21 protein-coding genes and 1 tRNA gene are annotated in these 23,741 nt (G+C 46.2%); 19 read left to right on the forward strand and 3 right to left on the reverse strand.

Features of this window, described 5'->3' with window-relative positions:
* The first annotated feature begins 52 nt into the window (after nt 1–52).
* The 11 genes from ICV36_RS03580 to ICV36_RS03630 all read left to right on the forward strand — a co-directional run bounded on the left by ICV36_RS03580 (nt 53) and on the right by ICV36_RS03630 (nt 12,770).
* Nucleotides 53–712, forward strand: coding sequence for a tetratricopeptide repeat protein (locus ICV36_RS03580; protein ID WP_215401179.1), 660 nt, complete (start codon nt 53–55; stop codon nt 710–712).
* The gene (gene bamB, locus ICV36_RS03585) at nt 712–1,893 is read left to right on the forward strand and encodes an outer membrane protein assembly factor BamB (protein ID WP_251375071.1); all 1,182 of its coding nucleotides are present in this window, start codon (nt 712–714) and stop codon (nt 1,891–1,893) included. Before ICV36_RS03580 ends, bamB begins: the two co-directional genes overlap by 1 nt.
* On the forward strand, nt 1,890–3,254 hold the full coding sequence (der, locus tag ICV36_RS03590) for a ribosome biogenesis GTPase Der (protein WP_215401180.1): 1,365 nt from the start codon (nt 1,890–1,892) through the stop codon (nt 3,252–3,254). The genes bamB and der overlap by 4 nt, the downstream gene beginning before the upstream one ends.
* A gap of 222 nt (nt 3,255–3,476) precedes the next feature.
* Nucleotides 3,477–3,728, forward strand: coding sequence for an RNA chaperone Hfq (hfq, locus tag ICV36_RS03595; protein WP_215401181.1), 252 nt, complete (start codon nt 3,477–3,479; stop codon nt 3,726–3,728).
* On the forward strand, nt 3,688–4,962 hold the full coding sequence (gene hflX, locus ICV36_RS03600; RefSeq protein WP_256438091.1) for a GTPase HflX: 1,275 nt from the start codon (nt 3,688–3,690) through the stop codon (nt 4,960–4,962). The genes hfq and hflX overlap by 41 nt, the downstream gene beginning before the upstream one ends.
* Nucleotides 4,952–6,469 carry an FtsH protease activity modulator HflK gene (gene hflK, locus ICV36_RS03605; RefSeq protein WP_215401183.1) on the forward strand — a complete coding sequence of 506 codons (1,518 nt, stop codon included), beginning with the start codon at nt 4,952–4,954 and terminating at the stop codon, nt 6,467–6,469. The genes hflX and hflK overlap by 11 nt, the downstream gene beginning before the upstream one ends.
* On the forward strand, nt 6,469–7,338 hold the full coding sequence (gene hflC, locus ICV36_RS03610; protein ID WP_215401184.1) for a protease modulator HflC: 870 nt from the start codon (nt 6,469–6,471) through the stop codon (nt 7,336–7,338). Before hflK ends, hflC begins: the two co-directional genes overlap by 1 nt.
* 20 nt (nt 7,339–7,358) lie before the next feature.
* Nucleotides 7,359–8,522 carry an ATP phosphoribosyltransferase regulatory subunit gene (locus ICV36_RS03615; RefSeq protein ID WP_215401186.1) on the forward strand — a complete coding sequence of 388 codons (1,164 nt, stop codon included), beginning with the start codon at nt 7,359–7,361 and terminating at the stop codon, nt 8,520–8,522.
* A 60-nt stretch (nt 8,523–8,582) separates the two neighbouring features.
* A complete protein-coding gene (locus tag ICV36_RS03620; protein ID WP_215401188.1) occupies nt 8,583–9,923 on the forward strand; it encodes an adenylosuccinate synthase in 1,341 nt (446 codons plus the stop codon).
* A 65-nt stretch (nt 9,924–9,988) separates the two neighbouring features.
* Entirely contained in the window at nt 9,989–12,205 is a 2,217-nt protein-coding gene (locus tag ICV36_RS03625) for a malate synthase G (RefSeq protein ID WP_215401190.1), read from the forward strand.
* A gap of 70 nt (nt 12,206–12,275) precedes the next feature.
* On the forward strand, nt 12,276–12,770 hold the full coding sequence (locus ICV36_RS03630) for a hypothetical protein (protein WP_215401191.1): 495 nt from the start codon (nt 12,276–12,278) through the stop codon (nt 12,768–12,770).
* Here the strand turns inward: ICV36_RS03630 and ICV36_RS03635 are convergent.
* Nucleotides 12,757–13,272: a hypothetical protein gene (locus ICV36_RS03635; protein WP_215401192.1), complete on the reverse strand. Its 516-nt coding sequence runs from the start codon at nt 13,270–13,272 to the stop codon at nt 12,757–12,759. The genes ICV36_RS03630 and ICV36_RS03635 overlap by 14 nt on opposite strands.
* A 91-nt stretch (nt 13,273–13,363) precedes the next feature.
* On the opposite strand from ICV36_RS03635, the gene ICV36_RS03640 reads away from it, so the two are divergent.
* From ICV36_RS03640 to ICV36_RS03655, 4 genes are all read left to right on the forward strand, one after another.
* Nucleotides 13,364–14,596, forward strand: a complete 1,233-nt coding sequence (locus ICV36_RS03640) for an MFS transporter (RefSeq protein WP_251375072.1) — start codon at nt 13,364–13,366, stop codon at nt 14,594–14,596.
* Between the two features lie 65 nt (nt 14,597–14,661).
* On the forward strand, nt 14,662–15,348 hold the full coding sequence (locus tag ICV36_RS03645; RefSeq protein ID WP_215401193.1) for a dienelactone hydrolase family protein: 687 nt from the start codon (nt 14,662–14,664) through the stop codon (nt 15,346–15,348).
* Between the two features lie 5 nt (nt 15,349–15,353).
* A complete protein-coding gene (locus ICV36_RS03650) occupies nt 15,354–16,160 on the forward strand; it encodes a DUF4239 domain-containing protein (RefSeq protein WP_215401194.1) in 807 nt (268 codons plus the stop codon).
* 17 nt (nt 16,161–16,177) lie between these two features.
* Entirely contained in the window at nt 16,178–16,678 is a 501-nt protein-coding gene (locus ICV36_RS03655; RefSeq protein ID WP_215401196.1) for a hypothetical protein, read from the forward strand.
* On the opposite strand, the gene ICV36_RS03660 is transcribed toward ICV36_RS03655, so the two are convergent.
* On the reverse strand, nt 16,664–17,986 hold the full coding sequence (locus tag ICV36_RS03660) for an APC family permease (protein ID WP_215401198.1): 1,323 nt from the start codon (nt 17,984–17,986) through the stop codon (nt 16,664–16,666). The two genes, ICV36_RS03655 and ICV36_RS03660, sit on opposite strands and share 15 nt — an antisense overlap.
* Nucleotides 17,987–18,114: 128 nt before the next feature.
* Between ICV36_RS03660 and ICV36_RS03665 the strand changes: the two genes are divergently transcribed.
* The 3 genes from ICV36_RS03665 to ICV36_RS03675 all read left to right on the forward strand — a co-directional run bounded on the left by ICV36_RS03665 (nt 18,115) and on the right by ICV36_RS03675 (nt 20,889).
* The gene (locus tag ICV36_RS03665; protein ID WP_215401200.1) at nt 18,115–19,911 is read left to right on the forward strand and encodes an amidohydrolase; all 1,797 of its coding nucleotides are present in this window, start codon (nt 18,115–18,117) and stop codon (nt 19,909–19,911) included.
* A gap of 404 nt (nt 19,912–20,315) precedes the next feature.
* Nucleotides 20,316–20,684 (forward strand): hypothetical protein, encoded by a 369-nt coding sequence (locus tag ICV36_RS03670; RefSeq protein ID WP_215401201.1) that lies wholly within the window; start codon nt 20,316–20,318, stop codon nt 20,682–20,684.
* Between the two features lie 10 nt (nt 20,685–20,694).
* Entirely contained in the window at nt 20,695–20,889 is a 195-nt protein-coding gene (locus ICV36_RS03675; protein WP_215401203.1) for a hypothetical protein, read from the forward strand.
* A 225-nt stretch (nt 20,890–21,114) separates the two neighbouring features.
* On the opposite strand, the gene ICV36_RS03680 is transcribed toward ICV36_RS03675, so the two are convergent.
* A tRNA-Leu gene (locus ICV36_RS03680) sits at nt 21,115–21,201 on the reverse strand.
* 155 nt (nt 21,202–21,356) lie between these two features.
* Here ICV36_RS03680 and rnr point away from each other — a divergent pair.
* The gene (gene rnr / locus ICV36_RS03685) at nt 21,357–23,741 is read left to right on the forward strand and encodes a ribonuclease R (protein WP_215401204.1); all 2,385 of its coding nucleotides are present in this window, start codon (nt 21,357–21,359) and stop codon (nt 23,739–23,741) included.

Here is a 23,741-nt window from a genome sequence, read left to right on the forward strand (position 1 = left end):
TAAATTACCTATTTATTACCTTTTAATTACCCATTAGTTAGCTTGGATTGACATGCCTTTAGATTTAGAAGAACAAGAACAATTAGACCAATTCAAGGCGTTTTGGCAAAAGTACCGAAACCTCATCACTGGCGTAGTAACGGTTGCATTGTTTGCTTATGCTGCATACAGCGGCTATCAGTGGTGGCGTAATAGTCAAGCACTTGAAGCCTCTAAGTTGTATGAAACCATGGTGGGCGCCATTGCTAAGGGCGACAAAGATCAGACTTTACGCGCAGCGGATGATTTGCAGAAAGATTTTGGACGCACGCCTTATGCAGCAATGTCCAGTTTGATTGCTGCACGGATTGCAGTGGATGCGGGAGATAGCGCCAAAGGATTAGATTATTTGCGTTGGGCGGCAAAGAATGCCTCAAATGACGGTTATCTCGCATTAGCGAAATTGCGTTTAGTGACTCAGCTCATTGAGCAGGGCGGTGAGAAAGATTTTGCGGAAGCCGATCAAATCCTGAAAGAGAAGCCGATTGCTGGCTTTGAATCTTTATGGCTTGAGCGTCGTGGCGATTGGTATTTGGCTCAAAAGAAAAATGCTGAAGCGAAAACAAGCTACCAAGATGCTTGGAAAAAATTAGATCAAGCAAAAGAATTTCCTGAGGAGGCACGTCGCCTCTTAAAAGTTAAATTAGATGCTGTTGGAGGAGTTGCTCAGTGATGACTAAAGTGATGACTAAAGCGATGACTAAAGGAATGAAGCGTTTGCCCATGCGCATAGGCGCTGCCTTGGTATTAAGTGCCACGGTCATTGCTTTGGTCGCCTGTTCAGGCGGCTCCAGGGTGCGCAAACCTGCAGAGTTAGTTACCGTAACGAATCAGTTTGATTTGCAACCGGTCTGGTCAACCAGCATTGGTTCATCTGAGTCATTTAACTTTCATCCGATTGTTGCAGGGGATGCGGTATACGTTGCCTCTCACCGCGGTAATCTAGCTAGGATTGATTTAGCAACTGGCAATAAAACGTGGGAAGTATCCGTACCTGAGCGCTTGTCAGTGGGCCCTGGATCCGATGGTCGAACCACTGTTGCAGTTTCAACGAAGGGCATGGTTTATGCCTATGACGATATGGGTAAGCCCATCTGGAATGTCAGCGTTGGCAGTGAAGTGTTAAGTGAGCCTGTGGTAGCTGCTGGCATAGTGGTTGTGCGCGCACTCGATAATCGCTTTGTAGGGTTAGATGCGCAAACAGGTGTTAAGAGATGGACTTATCAGCGTCAGCAGTCCGCTTTATCCTTGCGCGTCGGTTATGGCATGCTTGCGATCGGAAATGAAGTCATTGTTACGGGCTTCACAGGTGGTCGTTTTGGCATGATTGCCATTGCTAATGGCGGCTTGGTTTGGGAGACCCCGGTTTCCTTTCCGAAGGGATTCTCAGAAATTGAGCGCTTGAATGACGTCACTGCAAAGCCAAGTATGGAGGGTGACATTCTCTGCGCAGTTTCTTATCAGGGCCGTATCGGTTGTGGTCAAGCCCGCACTGGCAATCTTTTATGGTTTAAAGACTATTCAAGTTATACCGGCACTTCCCAAAGTAGCGATATGGTTTTTTCAGCGAACGATAAATCCCATGTGACTGCTTTTGCAACTAAAGATGGCACGCAAGTTTGGGAGAACACACAGCTGACTTATCGCGACGTAGGTGAGTCGCTCGCAGTTGGCAGAGTTTTGTTAATGGGCGATGCTCAAGGTTATATCCATGCTTTTTCACAGGCGAACGGCGAGATGGTTGCGCGTATTCGTCACGACAGTAGTCCAATCTCAGCTGCCCCCATTGCGGTAGGCGGTCTCATCTTGGTTCAATCTCAAGGTGGAAAAATAGCGGCGTACAGTCCAAAATGAATCCAGTCATCACCATTGTCGGCCGTCCTAATGTAGGGAAGTCGACGCTCTTTAATCGCTTAACCCGTTCACGCGATGCTTTGGTTGCTGACTTCTCTGGTTTAACGAGAGACCGACACTACGGCAAGGGTCGTATTGGTGAGCGAGCATTTATTTGTGTAGACACTGGTGGTTTTGAGCCAGTAGCAAAAACTGGCATCGTTGCTGAAATGGCAAAGCAAACCAAGCAAGCGGTTGCTGAGTCGGATATTGTGATTTTCTTGGTGGATGGTCGTCTTGGTATGGCCCCGCAAGATCGAGTCATTGCTGATTTCTTGCGTAAGACTGGTAGACCAGTCATTTTGGCGGTCAACAAAACAGAAGGTATGCAGGCGGGTGTTGTTACTGCGGACTTTCATGAGCTTGGTTTAGGTGAGCCTTTTCCAATCTCTTCTGCGCATGGAGATGGTGTTCGCGGTCTGATTGACGATGCATTAGATTCGCTTGGTATCGCAGAGCCAGAGGATGATGATTTAGCTAAAGATCCAAATCGCCCCATGAAGATTGCGGTAGTGGGTCGTCCAAACGTAGGTAAATCAACTTTGATCAATAAGTTGATCGGCGAAGAGCGTGTGATTGCCTTTGATATGCCGGGCACAACACGTGATGCGATTGAAGTGCCATTTGAGCGAAACGGTAAGCCTTATATCTTGGTGGATACCGCCGGTTTACGTCGTCGTGGCAAAGTATTTGAAGCGATTGAGAAATTCTCAGTGGTTAAAACATTACAAGCGATTGCCGACTGTAATGTGGTGATCTTGATGCTAGATGCGCAACAAGATATATCGGAGCAAGATGCCCATATCGCCGGGTTTATTGTTGAGGCTGGTCGTGCATTAGTGGTTGCAGTGAATAAGTGGGATGGCTTGGATTCCTATGTCAAAGAACGAGCGCGCTTAGAGATTGCTCAAAAGCTGCGCTTTCTAGATTTTGCAAACGTCCATCCTATCTCCGCAAAAAAGGGGACTGGTCTTAAGGAGCTCTTTAAGGATGTGGATTCCGCTTACGCTGCAGCAATGGCAAAGCTACCAACCCCTCGTTTGACCCGGATCTTGCAAGAGGCGATTGAACATCAACAGCCAAAACGCGTTGGCATGGGTCGTCCAAAGTTACGTTATGCCCATCAAGGGGGCATGAACCCCCCAATTGTGGTGATTCATGGCACCTCCCTGAGCGGGGTGACAGATAGCTACAAGCGATATTTAGAAGGTCGCTTTAGGGATGTCTTTAAATTACGCGGTACGCCCTTACGTATTCAGATGAATACGGCCAAAAACCCCTATGTTGATGACGATAAGGGCAAAAAAGGCAAAAAGCGGTAATTTCGGCTAAGCTGTCATTCTGCGTTCGAAATGGGCTTGATTTTTTCAAAAATCAGCCCACTTTAGAAGGCTCAATGTGTTCTTAATGAGAGTAATTTGTCGTTAATTAATATGCAGTGCAGATGTGCGGTAAAGATGTGTAGTGAAGATGTGTAGTAAGAGATATATAAAAAAGCAAGACTCCCAAAAAAGTATGTAAGCAAAAAATAATTAAGGAGCAGTATGAGTAATAGCAACCCTAACAAAATTCAACTACTTCAGGATCCATTCCTCAATGCTTTACGCAAAGAGCATGTACCTGTTTCGATCTATCTGGTCAATGGCATTAAGTTGCAAGGCAATATTGAATCGTTTGATCAATATGTCGTGCTCTTGCGCAATACTGTGACGCAGATGGTTTACAAGCATGCAATCTCCACGATCGTTCCTGCTCGTGCGATTGATTTCCGTTTGGAAGAATCTAGCCCTGTATAAAACTGGAGTAGATGCCGCTCGCGCTGTTCTGGTTGGAGTAGACACGGGGCGCGAAGATTTTGCAGACAGCATGGCAGAGCTCAGCCTTTTGGCTGATAGCGCTGGCTCTATACCCGCAGCCAGTGTAATTGCCCGCAAGGGCAGAGCTGATCCCGCACTGTTTATCGGCTCAGGTAAGGCAAATGAGCTCAAGCGTGCCATGGAAGAGCAGGGCGCTGAGCTCGCAATTTTCAATCACCCGCTTTCTCCAACGCAACAACGCAATCTAGAACGCCATATTGGATTTCATGTGATGGATCGCACCGGTTTGATTTTGGATATCTTTAGTCAAAGAGCGCAAAGCCATATCGGTAAGACGCAAGTTGAACTTGCGCAAGTGCGTTATCGCATGTCGCGTTTGGTTAGGGCTTGGAGTCACTTAGAGCGACAGCGTGGTGGTATTGGCGTTCGCGGTGGTCCTGGTGAAACTCAGATGGAGTTAGACCGCCGCATGTTGGCTACTAAAGCTAAGCGCTTAGAAAATGAGTTGGAAAAACTGCAGCGCCAACAACGCACCCAAAGAAGGGCGCGAAATCGCAAAGATGTATTCTCGGTTTCTTTAGTTGGCTATACCAACGCCGGTAAATCCACCTTATTTAATGCCCTAACAAAAGCAGGGACTTATGCGGCCGATCAATTATTTGCCACCCTGGATACCACCTCTCGAAAGGTTCATTTGGACGGGGTAGGTTCGATTGTGGTCTCAGATACAGTGGGATTTATTCGAGAATTGCCTCACCAGTTGGTGGAGGCATTTAGGGCCACCTTGGATGAAACCATCCATGCGGACCTCATTTTGCACGTGATTGATGCGTGCAGTCCGGTAGCTAGGGAGCAAAAGGCTGAAGTTGAGGCTGTTTTGGCGGAAATTGGGGCTGATGACATCCCTCGGATTGAGGTGATGAATAAGATCGACCAGATGCCTCAAACCTTTACCCGAGGGGCTGTTTTGGAGCGTGATGGGCAGGGCTTTCCAAGCCAGGTTTTCCTGTCGGCCAAGACCGGCTTGGGCCTTGATTTACTTCGCTCGGCCTTAGCTGAATGCTCCCAAATGACTGATAGAATAAGGGTCGAGCACAACCGTGCCAAGAAGCAATTGGCCCCGGATGAGTTTTTAGAACCTTTACCCGAACGACCAGAATCTGCTGAATTTAATCCGATTGCCAACCGAAGCTATTTTTCTAATGACGCGTAAATTTCTCGACCTTTTTTCGGTTAATGATCCAGGATGGGGCAATAGTCACAATGCCGGCGGATCCAAGGATGCCAAAGACGGGCAGGCGAGTGATCAAGCCCCTAAAGCAGATCCTGAAACGAATAAGCCAGTAGAAGTTCAGCCGAACCAGCCACAGAATCCCGTGAATAGGCCAGATGGTCCGCCAGATTTAGATGAGTTGTGGCGCGATTTCAATGACAGAATTGCTGGCATCTTTGGCGGCAAGAAAAAGCCAGGCGCTAATAGCGGTTCCTCTTATAAACCCAGCAGCACGGACATTCCTCCGCCATCACAACGCGGCAATGGAGGCGGTAGCAATGGTGGCGGTAATGGCGGTATCAATACGCCTAACTTTAATTTCAGCAATCCATTTGGCTCTAAGGCAAGCTTCCTTATCGCTGGGGCGATTGTTTTCTTTATGTGGGTATGCAGTGGCTTCTTCATTATTCAAGAAGGTCAGGCCGGCGTTATTCTCACTTTTGGTAAGTATGACTACACCGCCAAGCCAGGTATTAATTGGCATATGCCTTGGCCGATTCAGTCTGAAGAGACGGTCAATTTATCCGGCGTGCGATCTGTTGAAGTAGGGCGCCCCGTATTAATTAAAGCTACTAATCAAAAAGATTCATCCATGCTTACTGAGGATGAAAACATCATCGATGTGCGCTTTGCTGTGCAATATCGCTTGAAAGATCCTACAGATTATTTATTCAATAACCGTGATCCAGATGCGGCGGTAGTTCAAGCGGCCGAAACAGCGGTTCGTGAAATCGTTGCTCGCAGCAAAATGGATACTGTTTTGTATGAAGGTCGTGAAAAGATTGGCGTGGATTTAGCGAACTCGATTCAGAAGATTTTGGATAGTTACAAAACAGGTATTTATGTGACTAGCGTGACTGTGCAAAACGTGCAACCTCCTGAACAAGTTCAGGCAGCGTTTGATGATGCGGTTAAGGCAGGTCAAGATCAAGAGCGTTTGAAGAGTGAAGGTCAGGCTTATGCCAACGACATAATTCCACGTGCCAAAGGTACGGCTGCGCGCTTGATTCAAGAGGCTGAAGGCTATAAGGCTCGAGTAGTGGCTACCGCAGAGGGTGATGCCACCCGCTTTAAGCAGATCTTGGTTGAATATGCAAAAGCACCGCAAGTGACGCGTGATCGTATGTATATCGATAGCATCCGCGAGATGTATAACAACGTCACCAAGATCTTGGTGGATACAACCAAGAGCAATAGCTTGCTGTATCTTCCGCTCGATAAAATCGTAGCCCAGGTTAGCGCTGAGAGTGCTCAGGTTGCTAGTGGACAGGCTGCCTCAACCACAAGCACGCCAACAGGTAGCGTGACAGTTGGTGGTGCAACCGGTGGAAATGCAAATCCTTCAAGCTCGACCTCTAGTGCAACTCCTGTAACACCAGCGCCAGCATCAAATAGCGCTATCGATAAGCGTGACGGTCTTCGCAGTCGTGATCGGGAGTCCAGATAATGAATGCGAATCGTTTAATTGCTGCCGGTATCGGCTTTATTGCGCTGATCTACATTTTGTCTTCGAGCGTCTTTGTGGTTGATCAACGTAAATTTGCGGTGGTGTTTTCATTTGGACAAATTGTTCGTGTCATTGAGAAGCCGGGCATCCAAGTAAAGCTACCAGCACCTTTTGAAAGCGTGCGTTTCTTTGATCGCCGTATTTTGACCATTGATAACCCCGAAGCCGAGCGCTTCATCACTGCTGAGAAGAAAAACTTATTGGTAGATTCTTATGTGAAGTGGCGTATTGTCGATCCGCGTAAATTCTTTATTAGCTTTAAAGGGGATGAGCGCTTAGCCCAAGACCGTTTAACGCAATTGGTGCGTTCAGCGCTCAATGAAGAATTTACGAAGCGCACTGTTCGTGAGTTGATCTCCGATCAGCGTGAAGAAGTGATGCAGGGTATTCGCAAGAAGGTTGCTGATGATGCATCGGATATCGGCGTAGAGATTGTAGATGTGCGCTTAAAGCGCGTTGACCTCTTAGCAGAAATCAGTGATTCTGTGTATCGCCGGATGGAGGCAGAGCGTAAGCGTGTGGCTAACGAGTTGCGTTCTATGGGTGCAGCAGAGTCTGACAAGATACGGGCCAATGCGGAACGTCAGCGCGATACGATCTTGGCAGAAGCCTATCGTGATGCTCAAAAGATTAAAGGCGCTGGTGATGCTAGAGCTACCGCTCTTTATGCAGAGGCGTTTGGGCGCGATCCACAGTTCGCTCAGTTTTATCAAAGCTTGGAAGCCTATAGAAGCTCTTTCAAGGATAAGAAGGATGTCATGGTAGTTGAGCCAAATGGTGAGTTCTTCAAGTTCTTGCACAAAAAATAAGAAAGCAAATAGACCAAATCATGAATCGCTGGTTACTTCCTGAAGATATTGCAGATGTTTTGCCTGCTGAGGCACGCAAGGTTGAGTCTTTGCGCCGCGCCATCTTGGATTTGTATCAGTCCTATGGTTATGAGTTGGTTGCTCCTCCCATTCTTGAATTCTTAGATTCTTTGTTAACCGGCACAGGCTCTGATCTCAATCTGCAAACCTTTAAGTTGGTAGACCAACTATCTGGTCGGACATTGGGCTTGCGTGCCGACATAACTCCGCAAGTTGCACGGATTGATGCTCACCTTTTAAATCGTGCTGGCGTCACTCGTCTTTGTTATGCCGGCTCTGTAGCGCATGCTCGCACACCAGTAGGAAGCTCAGCACGTGAAGAGTTGCAGCTTGGTGCTGAGATTTATGGTTGCGCCACCTGGGAAGCCGATTTGGAGGCAATCACCTTATTGCTTAAAACGCTCTCTGTTGCGGGTCTGGAGAAGGTTTACCTGGATTTGTCACACGCTGGCATTTTGGCGGGGATCTTAGATGGTCAGAACTTAGACAAAGAAACAATTGAAGCCCTGTATGGTTTGTTGCAAAGCAAGGATCGCCCTCGTTTGAATAAGTGGGCGGCTTGTTTGCCGGCAAAAGTGGCTGAAGCGCTGCTCGCCTTAACTGAGTTGAATGGTCCTTGCGCAGATGTATTGGCGCAGGCTCGGAAAACATTACCCAAGCATGCGGCAATTGACAAGGCTTTAGCGGATCTCGAGCGTTTAGTCGCCGCTACTGCGAAGTTATCGACCCATTTAGAGCTCAGTATTGATCTGGCAGATTTGCGTGGCTATCAATATCACAGCGGTGTCATGTTTGCCGCTTACGTTGATCAACTGCCGCAACCTATCGCTAGAGGCGGACGTTATGACCATGTTGGTCAGGCCTTTGGACGCCCACGTCCTGCCACTGGGTTTTCATTGGACTTGCTAACTCTAGCCAACTTATCGCCCTTGAATGCGCGCAAGATGGTGATTTCAGCGCCTTGGATTGAGGATGCTGAATTGGACCGAGTGATTGCAACCCTCAGAATTCAGGGTGAGGTGGTGATACAGATTCCGGTAGGCGCAACAGTGGATGCTGCCGAATATCAATGCGATCGTGAGTTGGTTAAGCAGGCGAGCACTTGGGAAGTAAAGAAAAAGTAGCACAACACATTTGTCATTAAGCAGTTAACTTATTTTGTAATTATCTTTTTGGATTTCATTATGTCTTCAAAGCAGCAAGCAAAAGGTCGTAACGTAGTTGTCATTGGCACTCAATGGGGTGATGAAGGCAAAGGTAAGGTTGTAGATTGGTTGACTGATCATGCGCAAGCTGTGGTTCGTTTCCAGGGCGGTCATAATGCCGGCCACACTCTTATCATCGGCGACAAGAAGACGATTTTGCGTTTGATTCCTTCTGGAATCATGCATAAAAATGTGATTTGCTATATCGGCAATGGTGTGGTGCTCTCTCCTGAGGCGCTCTTTAAAGAAATCGGCGAGCTTGAATCTGCTGGTTTAGATGTGCAATCTCGTTTAAAAATCTCAGAAGCAACCACTCTGATTCTGCCGTATCACGTCGCGATTGATCATGCGCGTGAGAAAAAGCGTGGCGAGGCAAAGATTGGTACAACAGGTCGCGGAATTGGTCCAGCATATGAAGATAAAGTAGCCCGCCGTGCATTGCGCGTACAGGACTTGTTCTATCCAGAAAAATTTGCCGAGCAATTACGTGAGAATTTGGAATATCACAATTTCATGCTCACCAATTACTATGGTGCTGAGCCAGTGAATTATGAAAAGACTTTAGCGGAAGCGATGTCTTACGCAGAGCGTCTCAAACCCATGGTGGTAGATGTTTCTAGCGCTTTATACGCCGCAGAACAATCTGGTCAAAATCTCTTGTTCGAAGGTGCACAAGGTACATTGTTGGATATTGACCATGGAACATATCCCTATGTCACTTCCAGTAACTGTGTAGCAGGTAATGCTGCTGCTGGCTCTGGCGTGGGACCCGATTCATTGCAATACATCTTGGGTATTACTAAGGCCTATTGCACTCGCGTTGGTGCTGGCCCATTTCCAAGCGAACTTTATGATCATGACAATCCTGCTAAGCAAGACCCAATTGGCGTTCGTTTAGCGGAAGTCGGTAAAGAATTTGGTTCAGTCACCGGTCGTCCACGCCGTACTGGTTGGTTGGATGCCGCTGCATTGAAGCGTTCAATTCAGATCAATGGCTTATCTGGTCTTTGCATCACCAAGCTTGATGTTCTGGATGGTTTGGAAACCATTCGCTTATGCGTTGGTTACACGCTGGATGGTAAAAAACTAGATGTATTGCCACGCGGCGCAGAATCTGTAGCCCGTTGCGAACCGATTTATGAGGATTTCCCGGGCTGGAAGGGTACAACCTTCGGTATACGCGAGTGGGATAAGCTACCCCCAGAAGCGCAAAAGTTCCTGCGCCGTATTGAAGAGGTGGCGGGTAAGCCAATCGCAATGGTCTCTACAGGCCCAGAACGTGATGAAACCATCCTACTCCAACATCCTTTTCAGGATTGATGGAAAATAGTTGATTCAGTATTGAATGACCTAATTTATTAACTTTTGTTTAAGAAGATAACAACATGACTGCGCGCACTACCTGCAATAGCCTTCAAGTGGCAACTCCTTTATATCGCTTCATCGAAGACAAAGTCCTTCCTGGTACCGGCATTAAGAGTGCTGATTTTTGGAAGGGCTTTGATGAAATCGTTAAAGACCTCACTCCAAAAAATGATGCTTTACTAGCAAAGCGTAATCGCATTCAGTTGGATTTGGATAAATGGCACCAAGCTAACCCAGGCCCGATTAAAGATATGCCTGCCTATCGCAAGTTCTTAAAAGAGATTGGTTATTTGGTTGATGTGCCAGGGAAAATTACTGCTACTACTAAGAATGTTGATGATGAGCTAGCACTTCAAGCTGGCCCTCAATTAGTGGTTCCAGTGCTCAATGCACGTTATGCCTTAAATGCGGCTAATGCGCGTTGGGGTTCTTTGTATGACGCCCTCTACGGTACAGACGTCTTGTCTGAAGAGGATGGCGCTACTAAGACTGGTGCATACAACCCGATTCGTGGTGCAAAGGTAGTTGCTTATGCACGTAACTTCTTGGATCAGTCAGCTCCATTGGCTAAAGGCTCACATCGTGATTCAGTAGCTTATACAGTTGATGGCAATAAATTATCTGTGAAGTTAAAGGATGGCACTTCAACTGGTTTGGCTGATGAGAAGCAATTTGTTGGCTATCAGGGTGAGGCTGCAGCACCAAGCTCAATCCTCTTGCGCAACAACGGTATTCATATTGATATCGAAATTAATAAGAACAAAACGATTGGCGCAAGTGATCCTGCAGGCATCAATGATGTTGTGTTGGAGGCTGCGCTTTCCACCATTTTGGATTTGGAAGATTCTATTGCAGCAGTGGATGGCGATGACAAGGTTGTTGCCTATGAAAACTGGTTAGGCATCCTCAAGGGAACTCTAGTTGAGGAGGTGAAGAAGGGTGATAAGACGATTACTCGTGCGCTTAACCCAGATCGTAAGTACAAAGCCGGTATTGGCGCTGTTGATGCAAAAGACGGTATCGTCACCTTGCACGGTCGTTCACTCTTGTTCCTTCGTAACGTTGGTCATTTAATGACTAACCCAGCCATCATTACTGGTGAGGGCAAAGAGATTTATGAGGGTATTTTGGATGCGGTAGTGACAGTATTAATTGCCTTGTATGACATTAATCGCCCTGCAAGCCAAGCGATTGGCAACACACGCAAGGGCTCTGTCTATATCGTGAAGCCTAAAATGCATAGCCCAGAAGAGGTGGCTTTTGCGGGCGAGCTCTTTGGCCGCGTGGAAAAGCTACTCGGTTTGCCTGCAGATACTGTGAAGCTAGGCATCATGGATGAAGAGCGTCGTATGAGTGCGAACATTAAAGCAGCCATCGCTGCAGCTGGTGCTCGCGTAGCCTTTATTAATACCGGCTTCTTGGATCGTACTGGTGATGAAATGCACACTGCGATGTATGCGGGCCCTATGATGCGCAAAGGTGATATGAAAACCAGCAAATGGTTATCTGCTTATGAGCGTCGCAACGTGTTTGCTGGTTTGGATTGTGGCTTGCGTGGCCGCGCTCAAATCGGCAAGGGAATGTGGGCGATGCCTGACATGATGAAAGCCATGGTTGAGCAGAAGATTGTTCATCCTAAAGCAGGTGCAAATACTGCTTGGGTGCCATCTCCAACGGCTGCGACTTTGCATGCGCTTCATTATCACCAAGTAAACGTCGCTGAGCTCCAAAAGGAAATGGAAAAGCTCGATACCCAGGCAGAAGCTGAAGCATTGATCGATGACTTGTTGACCATTCCGGTGGTTGAAAAGGCTAATTGGTCTAAGGAAGAGATTCAGCAAGAGTTGGATAACAACTGCCAAGGTATCTTGGGTTATGTGGTTCGCTGGATTGATCAAGGCGTTGGTTGTTCTAAGGTACCTGACATCCATAACGTAGGTTTGATGGAAGACCGCGCAACTTTGCGTATCTCAAGTCAACATATTGCTAACTGGTTGCTCAATGGCATCGTGACTGCTGACCAAGTGAATGAGACTTTGCAGCGTATGGCTAAAGTGGTGGATGGTCAGAATGCTGGTGATCCTTTGTATCAGCCGATGATGCCAAATTTCCAGGATTCATATGCCTATAAAGCGGCTAGTGATCTGATCTTCAAAGGTCTTGAGCAGCCCAACGGCTACACTGAACCTTTATTACACGCTTGGCGCTTAGAGGTGAAAAAGGCGCACGCTAAGTAATTTAGTCATTGCCCTAACTAAAAATGGATTTGCCCGAAAAGCAAATCCATTTTTTATTGGCTAGCAACATATGTTCGGATTTTTAAACCTCTTCACTAAAACCCATTCCCGCTTTCCATTTCAATTCAATGACGGTGGCAGGGAGCAGGCTGGTTTTAAAGGTGGCGCAGGGGACTGTGTTGTGAGGGCCATCGCAATTGCTGCAAATCTACCCTATATGAAAGTGTATGAAGATTTAAGGCTGGCAAATGAGAGTTATGCCCAACTCAGAAATGATCGCTTGGCAAAGCGGCTCAATGCAAAAGGCTCTTCACCTAGGAATGGTAATCATCGTAATGTTTTTCATGATTACATCTTGGCACAAGGATTTGAATGGGTGCCGACCATGAAAATAGGTGCTGGCTGCCAGGTGCATTTATGCCCTGATGAGTTGCCTAAGGGGGTACTGATAGCCAAAGTCTCTAAACATCTCACCACGATTGTCGATGGCGTGATTCATGATACGCATGACCCCTCTAGAGGAGGCGCTCGATGCGTATATGGTTATTACCTTAAGAGGCGCTAGGATCTTTTCGGCGATGCTTCATATTCCAGGCAGTTTTGAAGGTATTGGTCATGCCGATCATGACGGATGTAGTCCATGCCATGGAAAATAAACCTGAAAAGGAGATGAAGAAGGCGAGACTTTTCCAGCCGTTCGGCAAGATATCCTCAATAAATCCGATGGTTGTGTAGCAGCTTCCTACGAAGAGCAGGGTTCTAATGCCATCCTGAATTAAGTGGAGTTCAAGAACGTAAACCGTCCATATGATAATTTCGATCATGTGCACTAAGGCAATAAAAAAGAAAGTGACATAGAAGTGAAAAAATACACGGTTATAGTGCTTTTTTGATAGCGATAGACTTGCAAGTTGCTCGAAGCGCAGCATAATGTAATTAATTGCGCTGCCATGAAATAAAAGAATCAGCAACAAGCCCAGCACACCATAAAGAGAGTCTCTCACCAAGGGTAGCAGCGGGATTCCATCGAAACTAGACTGACTGATGAGGTTTAGGGTGACTGACATATATTGGGGTGTATTTCTATGGGTTCTGGATAAGCAATTTTCTGAATCAGGGTTGATAATGTCACATTGATTACCCCAAGTAAAGTAGCCCTTGAACACCATCGCCCTTAATACTGAAACCAAGAAGCGTGAGCGCTTCTTTTTGTTTTCATTGGCGGGAATTCAGTTCACGCATATTCTTGATTTCATGATCATGATGCCTTTGGGCCCTGAATTTATTCGGGTGCTCAATATCAATACGCATCAATTTGGTTTATTGCTTTCTTCTTATACTTTTGCTGCAGCTGCCGCAGGCATCTTGGCAACCTACTATGTAGATCGATTTGAACGAAGAAAGCTGCTCTTAAGTTTGTATGCTTGCTTCATCATCGCAACGCTAGCCTGTGGTTTGGCGCCAAACTATGAATTGCTGTTTATAGCCCGAGCTTTTGCTGGTGCCTTCGGGGGTATCTTAGGTTCCTTAGTTCAAACCATCGTAGCGGATTCAATTCCATTTGAGAGAAGAGGCAAGGCCTTGGGAACGGTCATGGCTGCATTCTCGGTTTCAACGGTTGCTGGTGTCCCATTAGGACTGTTTCTAGCGAACCATATCCCATCTTTGGGTTGGCGTGCACCATTCTTCTTTATCGCCTTTGTTTCGGCCTTCATTCTTTATCTGGGTTACCGAAACATTCCTAGAATTGCGGGCCACTTAGGTCATGCCCATGAGGGGAGTCGCATTAGCCAAATTTGGAAAATCTTAGTTGCCCCTCAGAATATCAAAGCCTTCCTATTTATGGCATTGATCATGATTACTGGGTTCTCGGTAATCCCGTATATCGCCCTATATCTAACATCTAATGTCGGAATTAGTAATTCTTATATCTCCTTGATCTATCTTTGTGGCGGACTGGCTACTTTGATGAGCTCTCGCTTTATCGGGCATATGGCGGATAAGCACGGTAAGGTGCTTGTATTTAGGTTCTTGGCGATGATCAGCTTAATTCCTTTATTGGTTACAACGAATCTACCAGTTGTCCCCTTATGGGTTGTGCTGATTAACTCAACAGCATTCTTTATTTTGGTATCTGGAAGAATGATCCCTGCAATGGCTATGGTGAGTCAGATTGTGGAGAGCAAAGTACGTGGTACGTTTATGAGTCTGATTGGCTCCGTACAAATGCTCTCTTCTGGTATTGCTTCTGTCTTGGCGGGTTGGGTGGTGACCATTGGCCCGAATGGCATGATGCAGCACTACAACCTCGTTGGCTATGGTGCGGCGATTTGTGGATTGTTGACATTCTGGCTGGTAGGATATATTCATTCAGATGCAAAAAAACCATAAAAATAAAAGAACACAAGAACGCAAGAACACAAGAACGCAAAAACATAAAAACATAAGGAGGTCTCATGATCGAATTTAAAAGGCCCGATGGACAAGTTCTGAAGGGATACTTGGCTGAGCCCATCGATAAACCGAATGCCCCAGGGATTGTTGTTATTCAAGAGTGGTGGGGTCTGGATGATGAAGTCAAAGCCGTCGCGGAACGCTTTGCTAAAGCGGGGTATCGGGCATTAGTGCCGGATTTGTATCGCGGCAAATTGGCGCTCGAGGCAAATGAGGCCGAACATCTCATGGGCGATCTCAATTTTGGTGATGCAGCCGGTCAGGACATCCGAGGCGCTGTTCAATACTTAAAGGCAACTGGCAGCGCAAAAGTAGCCGTGACAGGTTTTTGTATGGGTGGTGCGCTAACTATTCTGGCTGCGTGCAATGTTCCTGAATTGGATGCTTCTATTGTTTGGTATGGTAATCCGCCCCTAGAGTATGTTGATGCAAAAGCAATTACGAAGCCTATGCTGGGGCACTGGGCTATGCATGATGAGTTTTTTCCAATTGCTGGTGTGGATCAGCTGGAAGAGAAGCTAAAGCAAGCCGGGGTGGCTTATGAATTCCACCGCTATGATACAAAACATGCTTTTGCAAATCCCAAGTCAGACACTCGAGGTTTGGCCCCATTAAAGTACAGCGCGGAAGCAGCGCAGCTTGCTTGGGAGAGAACCATTCAGTTTTTACAAAAACACATTAACAACTAAGCTATATGAATAATCGACGTGAGGATGCCTTCTTTAATTGGGTATACAAAAAAAGCAATGTCCAAATTCTTTTAATATTGATTCTGTTTTTTGTTACTTTGTTAGATGTATTGCCCCGCTTGCTGCAATTTATCCCAGTCTTTGCGCCGACACAAGATAGCACTCGATTGGGTCTAGCTCTTTTTGGGTCAATCATTACCTTAAGTGGACTGCTGATTGGTTTTTTATTAAATCAAGCACAGTCTAACTTTCGGGAAGTTCAGACCTTAGTATCACAAGAGGCTGGGCGCATTAATAATCTAGATCGTTTATTGACTCGTTTTGGCGACCCATCGATAGCGCCGATTCGGGCAGAGCTTTTTGAGTATATGAATTCCATTGTTGATGATGAATGGGCTTTGCTGCAAAAGGGCGAGGGAAGCACCAAGACGCATATGCTTTGGCGCGGCATCTCCAGAAAGCTGATGTCTATTGAGCCTCATAGCAATCGACAAACTGCGATGTATACCGACATCATTAAAAAATCCGAGGAAGTGGCTGAAAGCCGAGAAGCCCGTATTGAGCATGCCAATGTTCGCTTACCTGGACTGTTTTGGGTGGTTATTCTGATATGTATGCTCGCATTGTTGGGAATCAATACACTATTCCTACCATCAGATTCTTTTTTCTTGGGGTTAAAGATTTTGCCAGTGACCATGGGAGCATTGATTTCTTTATTGGTGATTACTGATCAACCGTTTAAAGGGCAGAATTCCGTCAAGCCAGATGCATTCTATAAAATCATCGAATCTATAAAAACCCGTAAAGAGTAATTCTTTTGTGAATCGCCATGCACTTATTCGCTGAAAATCTTGCTGTAGAAATTTCCACCTATTACCGTAACTTGGCTTTGGGTCATGGTGTCGTACCAAAGGTATTTACATTAGTGAATGGCGAGGGCGACCAATACCTCTTTTTTATTGATGATCTCCCCTTTAAATCTGAGGATGAGCAAAATCAATTTCTTACGTACATCGTGCAGGCTCATGAAGCAGTTTGCTACGCTCGAGGCACCTTGGTTATTGTTGAAAAGAATCAGCAATTTATTGAGTTTGCGGTAATCGATCGAGATGATGTTCAGGCGATTGTCTGCTCGGCTGAGCTGACTAGGGATATGGACGATAAGCCAATTGGCTTGAGTGAATTTGAAAAGACTCTGGCAAAGAAGAGTTCAATTATTTTTGGCTCTCTCTACGAGCCTATCAAGTTATCTGATGAAAAAATCGAGGATTTCGAGAGTCTCTGGCTAGAAATGAAATCTAAAATCTTGCACCGCTCAATGGGACTTTAATTTATTGCTCTGAAATTTACGTGAACTTGCCTCAAGCGCAAAGGATCCAATTAAAGCGGCAACCAAAACGATTGCGCTACCCTTGGCACTTTCGACCATGTTGATAAATAAAGTCGTAAATAAGCTGAGATTGATGATGATGGCTGCCCAGAGCGGCCATAATTTGGCCCCCGTTTTATTGCGCACGCGAATGTGCCCATAAGTAATAGCCGCATACACTAGCAAAAAGGCCAAGCTTGCCATTTTGCCTACGACATCGAGCGGAAATGCCAATACGAGGGCAATCACCAAAAGTGCGGAAATAGTTAATGCACGCAATTCTGTTTTTAAGACGGATTCACCAAGAACTTTTGAGATGGAGTTTTTATGCGCCATGTCAGCAGCAATATTCGAAGCGGCAAAAATGGTGGCATTGAGTGCCGCTGCGCATGCTAATAGGGCGGAGGTTCCAATCAATACAAAGCCTGCTCGTCCCGAGACAATTTGAGCGGCGTCGGCCAATACGTGGCCGTTGTACTGCAGCATTAGCGCAGGAGGGAGTAATAGTACTGCTGCAGTACTGACTAGGATGTAAGCAATGGTCACCAAAATCAGGGCTGAGAACATGGCTAGTGGCAGCTCTTTTTGTGGCTCTTGCATAGCATTAGAGGAATTGGTCACTACCCCAAAACCCTGGTAGTTGATATACAAAATGCCTGTGGCAATTGCAATGCCATTGATTGACCAGCTTGAAACTTGGAAGGCGGCAATATTGGCAGTATGAATGCCTTCTGCAGAGAAGAGTAAAAGGGCAACCGTTACAAAGCCGATAGCCAGAGTTTCCGCTTTACCGACAATATTGGTCCCCAGTAAGTTAATGCCAGCGCACAAAACGACAATGCCAGCACTAATAAGTTTCACTTCGAATGGGGATAGATCACCACCAAGCAAAGTGTTGGCATATTCAGAAAATCCGGCGGCATAGAGTGCTGCTGCAATCAGATAGGCGATGTATTGAAAGATATTAAGACCACCAGAAATTACTCCGGGTCCAAAACCCATGACCGTAAAGGTAGCGGCGCCTCCGCTACTAGGAAAGGTAGCGCCCAATTTGGCATAAGAGTAGACCGAGAACGAGGCGGCAATGGCGCCTAGTAAGAACGCCAAAGGAATGTGCGAACCAGCATGTGCACTTGCAGTGCCCAAAAGAGAAAACAGCCCCGCCCCCATCATCCCACCGATGCCTAGGGCAGTGGCTGAAAATAGGCTAATGCCTTTAGCCTTTTGATTCTCTTTTTTGAGTAAGGTGGGGTTTAAGGGGTTAGTCAAGGTAGGCAAACTGTTGGGTAGGTGCCCTATATTAAAGCTATTTAGGCTCTAGGGCGACGATATAGGGCTGACTTGAGAATGGCATAATTCTTGGGAATTAATCACTTAATGGGGATCCTGTGAAAAAAATGAATCGCACCTTAATTTCCAAATCTATTTCTGCATTGGTAGCGTGCTCCGTGCCACTTTTTGCCTCAGCAGAAATTATGGTCCTGAAAGCGGCAAACATTATCACCATGAATGACAAAAGTCCGCGCGCAGAAGCGATTGCTTTTGATACCAGTACAAAAAAGATTACTGCAGTTGGATCATTAAAGGATGTGCGTGCTTCAGCCCCTAATGCAACCTTTAAGGATTTGGGCAATACCGTTCTAATGCCGGGGTTCATTGATCCCCATAATCACCCCATGCTCTCGGGTATCACGACACAAGCTCCTGCTTATTGGGTTGCGCCCTATGTCGGTTACAAGTCTTGGTCAGATGTTCAAGCAAAAATTCTGAAGTCGGATAAAGAGGCAAAGCCAGGCGTGCCACTCATTTTTAATGGTGTGGATCGTTTGTTACAACAAGCACCACTTCCAACCAAAGATGTATTGGACAAACTTACTCCAAGTGGTCGCCCCGTGATAGTGATTGATAATTCTGGCCATGCGGTGTACTTTAATTCGGCAACCGTGAAATTTTTGGGATGGAAGGACGGTAAGCCACCGGCAAATCCAGTCGGAGGTAGTTACGGTCGCAACCCAGATGGAACATCCAATGGGGTGGCTAATGAAGCTGCGGCCCTGATGGCGGTAGTTGGTCCTTTATTTCCGACGGCTATTCCAAAGCCGTTGATGTCTGGTGCTGAGTGGTACGCCTTTATGGCCTCTAAAGGCATCACCTCAACCTCTGAGCATACTTATAACAGTGGCCTATACAAACCATATTTGGCGTTGGCTTCAATGCCAAATAGCCCATTAAGAATGCACGTTTATCACATGGCAATTGATGCGGATGCGGGCGATCAAGTTGCTTGGCCTGATCCGAGCATGGTACGCAAAAATGGCATTAAGCTTTGGGCCGATGGTAGCCCATGGTTGGGTAATGTGGCGCAGAGTTTTCCATATCTAGAAAATCAACGTACCAAAGACGCAGAAATCATTATTGGGCCGCTAGGTGAGAAGGGTATGAATTACACGCGCCTACAGTTAGATCAAATGTTGGATAAATATACGCCGATGGGCTATCAAATGTCATTCCACTGTAATGGGGATGTTGGTTTTGATGTGGTCTTGGATGCTTATGAGTATGCGTTGACCAAGTACAAACTCTTGGGCACTGATCACCGGTGGCGCGTTGAGCATTTGGGGGCGGCACGAGCAGATCAGTTCCAGCGGGCGAAAAGTCTAGGCGTCACAGTTTCCATGGCGCCGTTCCAATATATCTATTGGGGTGATTTGTTAGATGGCACGATGTTTAAATCAGAGTATGGCGCTGAATGGCAGCGTGTCAATGATGCATTTAAGGCTGATATCCACCCCTCTTTTCATAACGATGGTTCGGTTTCACCCCCAGATACACTCAGAAATATTCAGCATATGGTGACTCGTACCACCGAAGCTGGAAATGTCCATGGGGCTAATCAGGCGGTAACCATGGATCAGGCACTCAAAGCATCCACCATGAATGGTGCATATCAACTTAAACGCGATCACGAGATAGGTTCTCTCGAGGTTGGTAAGTATGCTGATATCGTCGAGCTCTCAGCAGACATCACTACCGTTAATCCGAATGAGATCTTGGAAAAAGTCAAAGTTCAAGGCACTTGGTTAGGGGGCAAGAAGATTGATACTGCTAAATTCTTAAAAGAAGTTGCAGCACTAAGTCCTGCAGAGCATAAGGATGCCGCTAAGGCAGCGCTGAAAGACGTCCACAGTCATTAATAAGCCTTTATAAAAAGCCGCCTTCGGGCGGTTTTTCTTTGGGCGAAGGAAAAACATTCAGCTATTGAAAAAAGAGCTTTAGCTCCCATATAGATCTTTGTAGGTGTATATGGTGCCCAGGAAGGGACTTCTGAACCTTGATTGAATGGGTCTTGCGGGTCGATGGTGTAAATTTGGTGTAATTCTTTATTGGCTAGCCGATGGGAAAGACATCCTCCAATAGCAGGCTTGGAAGGCTTTAATTGGTCAGTTTACTAGAAAACTGAATAAAAACAACGATTTACTGTGGGGTTTTTAGTAGGGTATTGCGTTATCTGTAATAATTTGTGTGATAATTGGGGCTCGGAATAAATCCGCATCAACTCTGGCGAAGCTGGAGCTTTTTGTTTTCTTAGAGGGGTTTTATGGCGGTTGCTGGAGGAAGTGCTACATGGGTTCAGATTGAGCAAAGGGTTGATCAAATTTGTGCTGATGTGTTTCAGACAGCATCTGAGGTTTTAAAAAGTGTAGAGCACCTTGGTTTTGTGAATCTTCTTTCGGAGCCAAAACCAAACGCTGAAGATAAGATGTTGCGTGTAAAGGTTGTTGAATCAGTATTTACGGCAATTATTGGTTATTTTGAGCAAAACGATAAGCATGACCTAGTCCAAAAAATGTTGAATGCTAAGCAACAAATTTTGCATTTAGAAATGCTTATTTATGCAGTAAAGTCAAAGGATATTGACGAAAGTAATAGACTTGTCGAGCTTCTAGAAAAGCAGAGGCATATATAAGGAGTTGCATATGAATATGACACTAAAAATCATTAAGCAAAAAGATCTTTCGGGGTCTATATCATCTAACGATGAGGCAATGCAATGCTTGAAAACTATTCAAAACAATTTTTCGCAAACTAAAAGCGAACTTCGTGAAATTGGTTTGCTTAATGGTGATGGGCAGTTAATACATAGCCATGCTGAGCTATCCCTTTGTGCATAAGATGTATTGTTGAGTTGGCGAATGAGAAGCCCCAGATATGGGGCTTTTTTATTTTTCTATTAGCCACTTCTAATTTGGTGTAATTTTGGTGTAATTGTGGTGTAAAGATTAAGAGAGAGTGAAAAGGCCCTTGTATTTAAAGGGATTGCTGTCAACGCAGCGCCAAAAATAATTTTTTGAAAAACCCTGAAAGCCTTATAGAATAAGGCTTAGCGGGCTATTTCGTGGTACCCAGGAAGGGACTCGAACCCCCACAACCTTACGATCGCCAGCACCTGAAGCTGGTGCGTCTACCAATTTCGCCACCTGGGCATGCCTCTATTATAGGGGGATAGGTGTTTTTGGGCATTTTCGACCCCATTTTGGCTTTTTCCATTCAGACTTAGTGGTTTGATACAGTAGCCTTATTCAGAACAAAAATAGATATCGGTAGATATATACAGGGCATGGATTGCCGAAGGAATTAAATGCGTAAAGCAAAAGACTTGATGCCACGCGAGGCTGACCGTTTAGGAACAGTTCAGGGGCATCGAGATGGATTTGGATTTGTTATTCCCGATGATGGTGGTGAAGACATCTTTCTCTCGGAAAGAGAAATGTCACGCGTGATGCACGGCGATAGAGTCAATGTCAGAGTATTGGGAACAGATCGACGTGGTCGTCCAGAAGGACAGATCGTCGAGGTAGTGCTGCATGCCAACAAAGTAGTGATCGGTCGCCTCTTAAATGAAAACGGGGTTCTGATTGTTGCGCCAGAAGATAAGCGCATTGGTCATGACATCTTGATTCCGCCAAAGGGTCAAGGACAAGCTAAGTTAGGCCAGGTCGTTAGTGTGGAGATCATTGATTACCCAGATAGCTATCGCCAAGCGGTTGGTCGCGTTGTGGAAGTCCTGGGCGAGATTGATGATCCAGGCATGGAAATCGAAATCGCTGTCCGTAAATATGGCGTGCCCCATGAATTTTCAGCAGCTGCCATGAAAGAGGCAGCAGCATTGCCTGATACAGTCCAGCAGTCTGATTTAGAGGGTCGTATTGACCTGCGTGACGTACCTTTGGTCACCATTGATGGTGCTGATGCGCGTGACTTTGATGATGCTGTGTATTGCGAGCCGGTAATGTATGGCCAGACTAAGGCTTGGCGTCTGATTGTGGCGATTGCTGACGTATCCCATTATGTAAAACCAGGTCAGCCATTAGATGACGAAGGTTTATTGCGCGCAACTTCGGTGTATTTCCCGAGACGCGTTATACCGATGCTTCCCGAGAAAATCTCTAACGGTCTTTGCTCTCTGAACCCTGGTGTAGACCGTTTATGTATGGTGTGTGATTCGGTTGTCGATAACAACGGTATAGTTTTAGCTTATCAGTTTTACCCAGCAGTAATGCACTCGGCGCAACGCTTTACTTATGACACGGTTTGGGAAATCCTTTCCAATAGCAAAGGTCCCGAGGCTGCGCGCTTTGCACAGTTCCGTCCTTTACTGGGTAATCTGTATTCGCTGTATAAGATTTTGCTCGCTGCTCGCGAGAAGCGCGGCGCAATTGAGTTTGAGACTACTGAGACACAAATTATTAGTAATGAGCTTGGCAAGATACTGCGCATTGAGCCACGCATTCGTAATGATGCTCACCGCTTAATTGAAGAGTGTATGTTGACTGCTAACGTTTGTGCAGCAGACTTTATTGAGAAAAATAAGCACCTCAGCCTCTATCGTGTCCATGGCGAGCCATCTGAAGAGAAGTTGATGACATTACGCCAAGTCCTGAGAACCTCAGGGCTCTCATTAGGCGGCGGCGATAAGCCCAAGCCACGTGATTACGCTAAATTAATGCGTGAAATTAAAGAGCGGCCTGATGCCAATATGTTGCAGTCAGTTGTATTGCGCTCGATGCAGCAAGCCATGTACCAGCCAGATAATGAAGGCCACTTTGGTTTAGCTTATCCAGCGTATTCTCATTTCACCAGCCCGATTCGCCGTTATCCTGACTTGCTAACCCATCGGGTGATCAAGTCGATTCTGCAGAAAAAGTCTTACGTGCCAGTCTTGCCGCCTAAGGTTCCACTAAACCTCACATTGCCGCGCAAGGGTAAAGGTCGTGAGAATGCAGTGAATGCTAAAAAATCTCAAAGTGATGCTAAGGCAGGAGTCGCTAAGGGCGCTAAGCCTCCTAAAGGTGCCAATGCTGCATTACCAATCTGGGGTCAATTGGGTGTTCACTGCTCATCTAATGAGCGTCGTGCTGATGAGGCATCACGAGATGTGGAAGCATGGCTGAAGTGTTACTACATGCGTGACCATTTGGGTCAAGAGTATGCGGGCACAGTCACTGGTGTCGCTAACTTCGGCTTATTTATTCAGCTTGAGAATCTTTTTGTTGAAGGGATGGTGCATGTCACCGAACTTGGTGGAGATTACTTCCAGTATGACGAAGCGCGCCAAGAGTTGCGTGGTGAACGTACCGGTATTCGGTATCGCTTAGGCGATCGTATGCATGTGTTGGTCAGTCGCGTTGATCTTGATGCACGTAAGATTGAATTCAGTTTGGTTAAATCTGTTGGTGCCGAGCCTGGAGGGTCATCTAATCGTCGTCAGTTGTTATTGGCAACGGATACCGGTAGACCAAATAAGAAGGCAGCATCAAAAAGAAGTCGTCCTGATAACAAGATTCCACAAAAGCCTAGCGGCATTAATGTGAATGCGGCTAAATCCGCAGGTACTTTAGGGGTTAACCAGTCTAAGAGCAAAGCTGCCCGTAAGAACAGTAAGTCCGCAAAGCCTGGTAGGTCTGTCGGTAAGCCCGCAGGAAGTAAACCTCCGGTTCGCAATACTAAGGCTCGCCGCAAATAA

It is taken from the genome of Polynucleobacter sp. MWH-UH35A (assembly GCF_018687075.1).
In the GTDB taxonomy this organism is placed as follows: Bacteria; Pseudomonadota; Gammaproteobacteria; order Burkholderiales; family Burkholderiaceae; genus Polynucleobacter.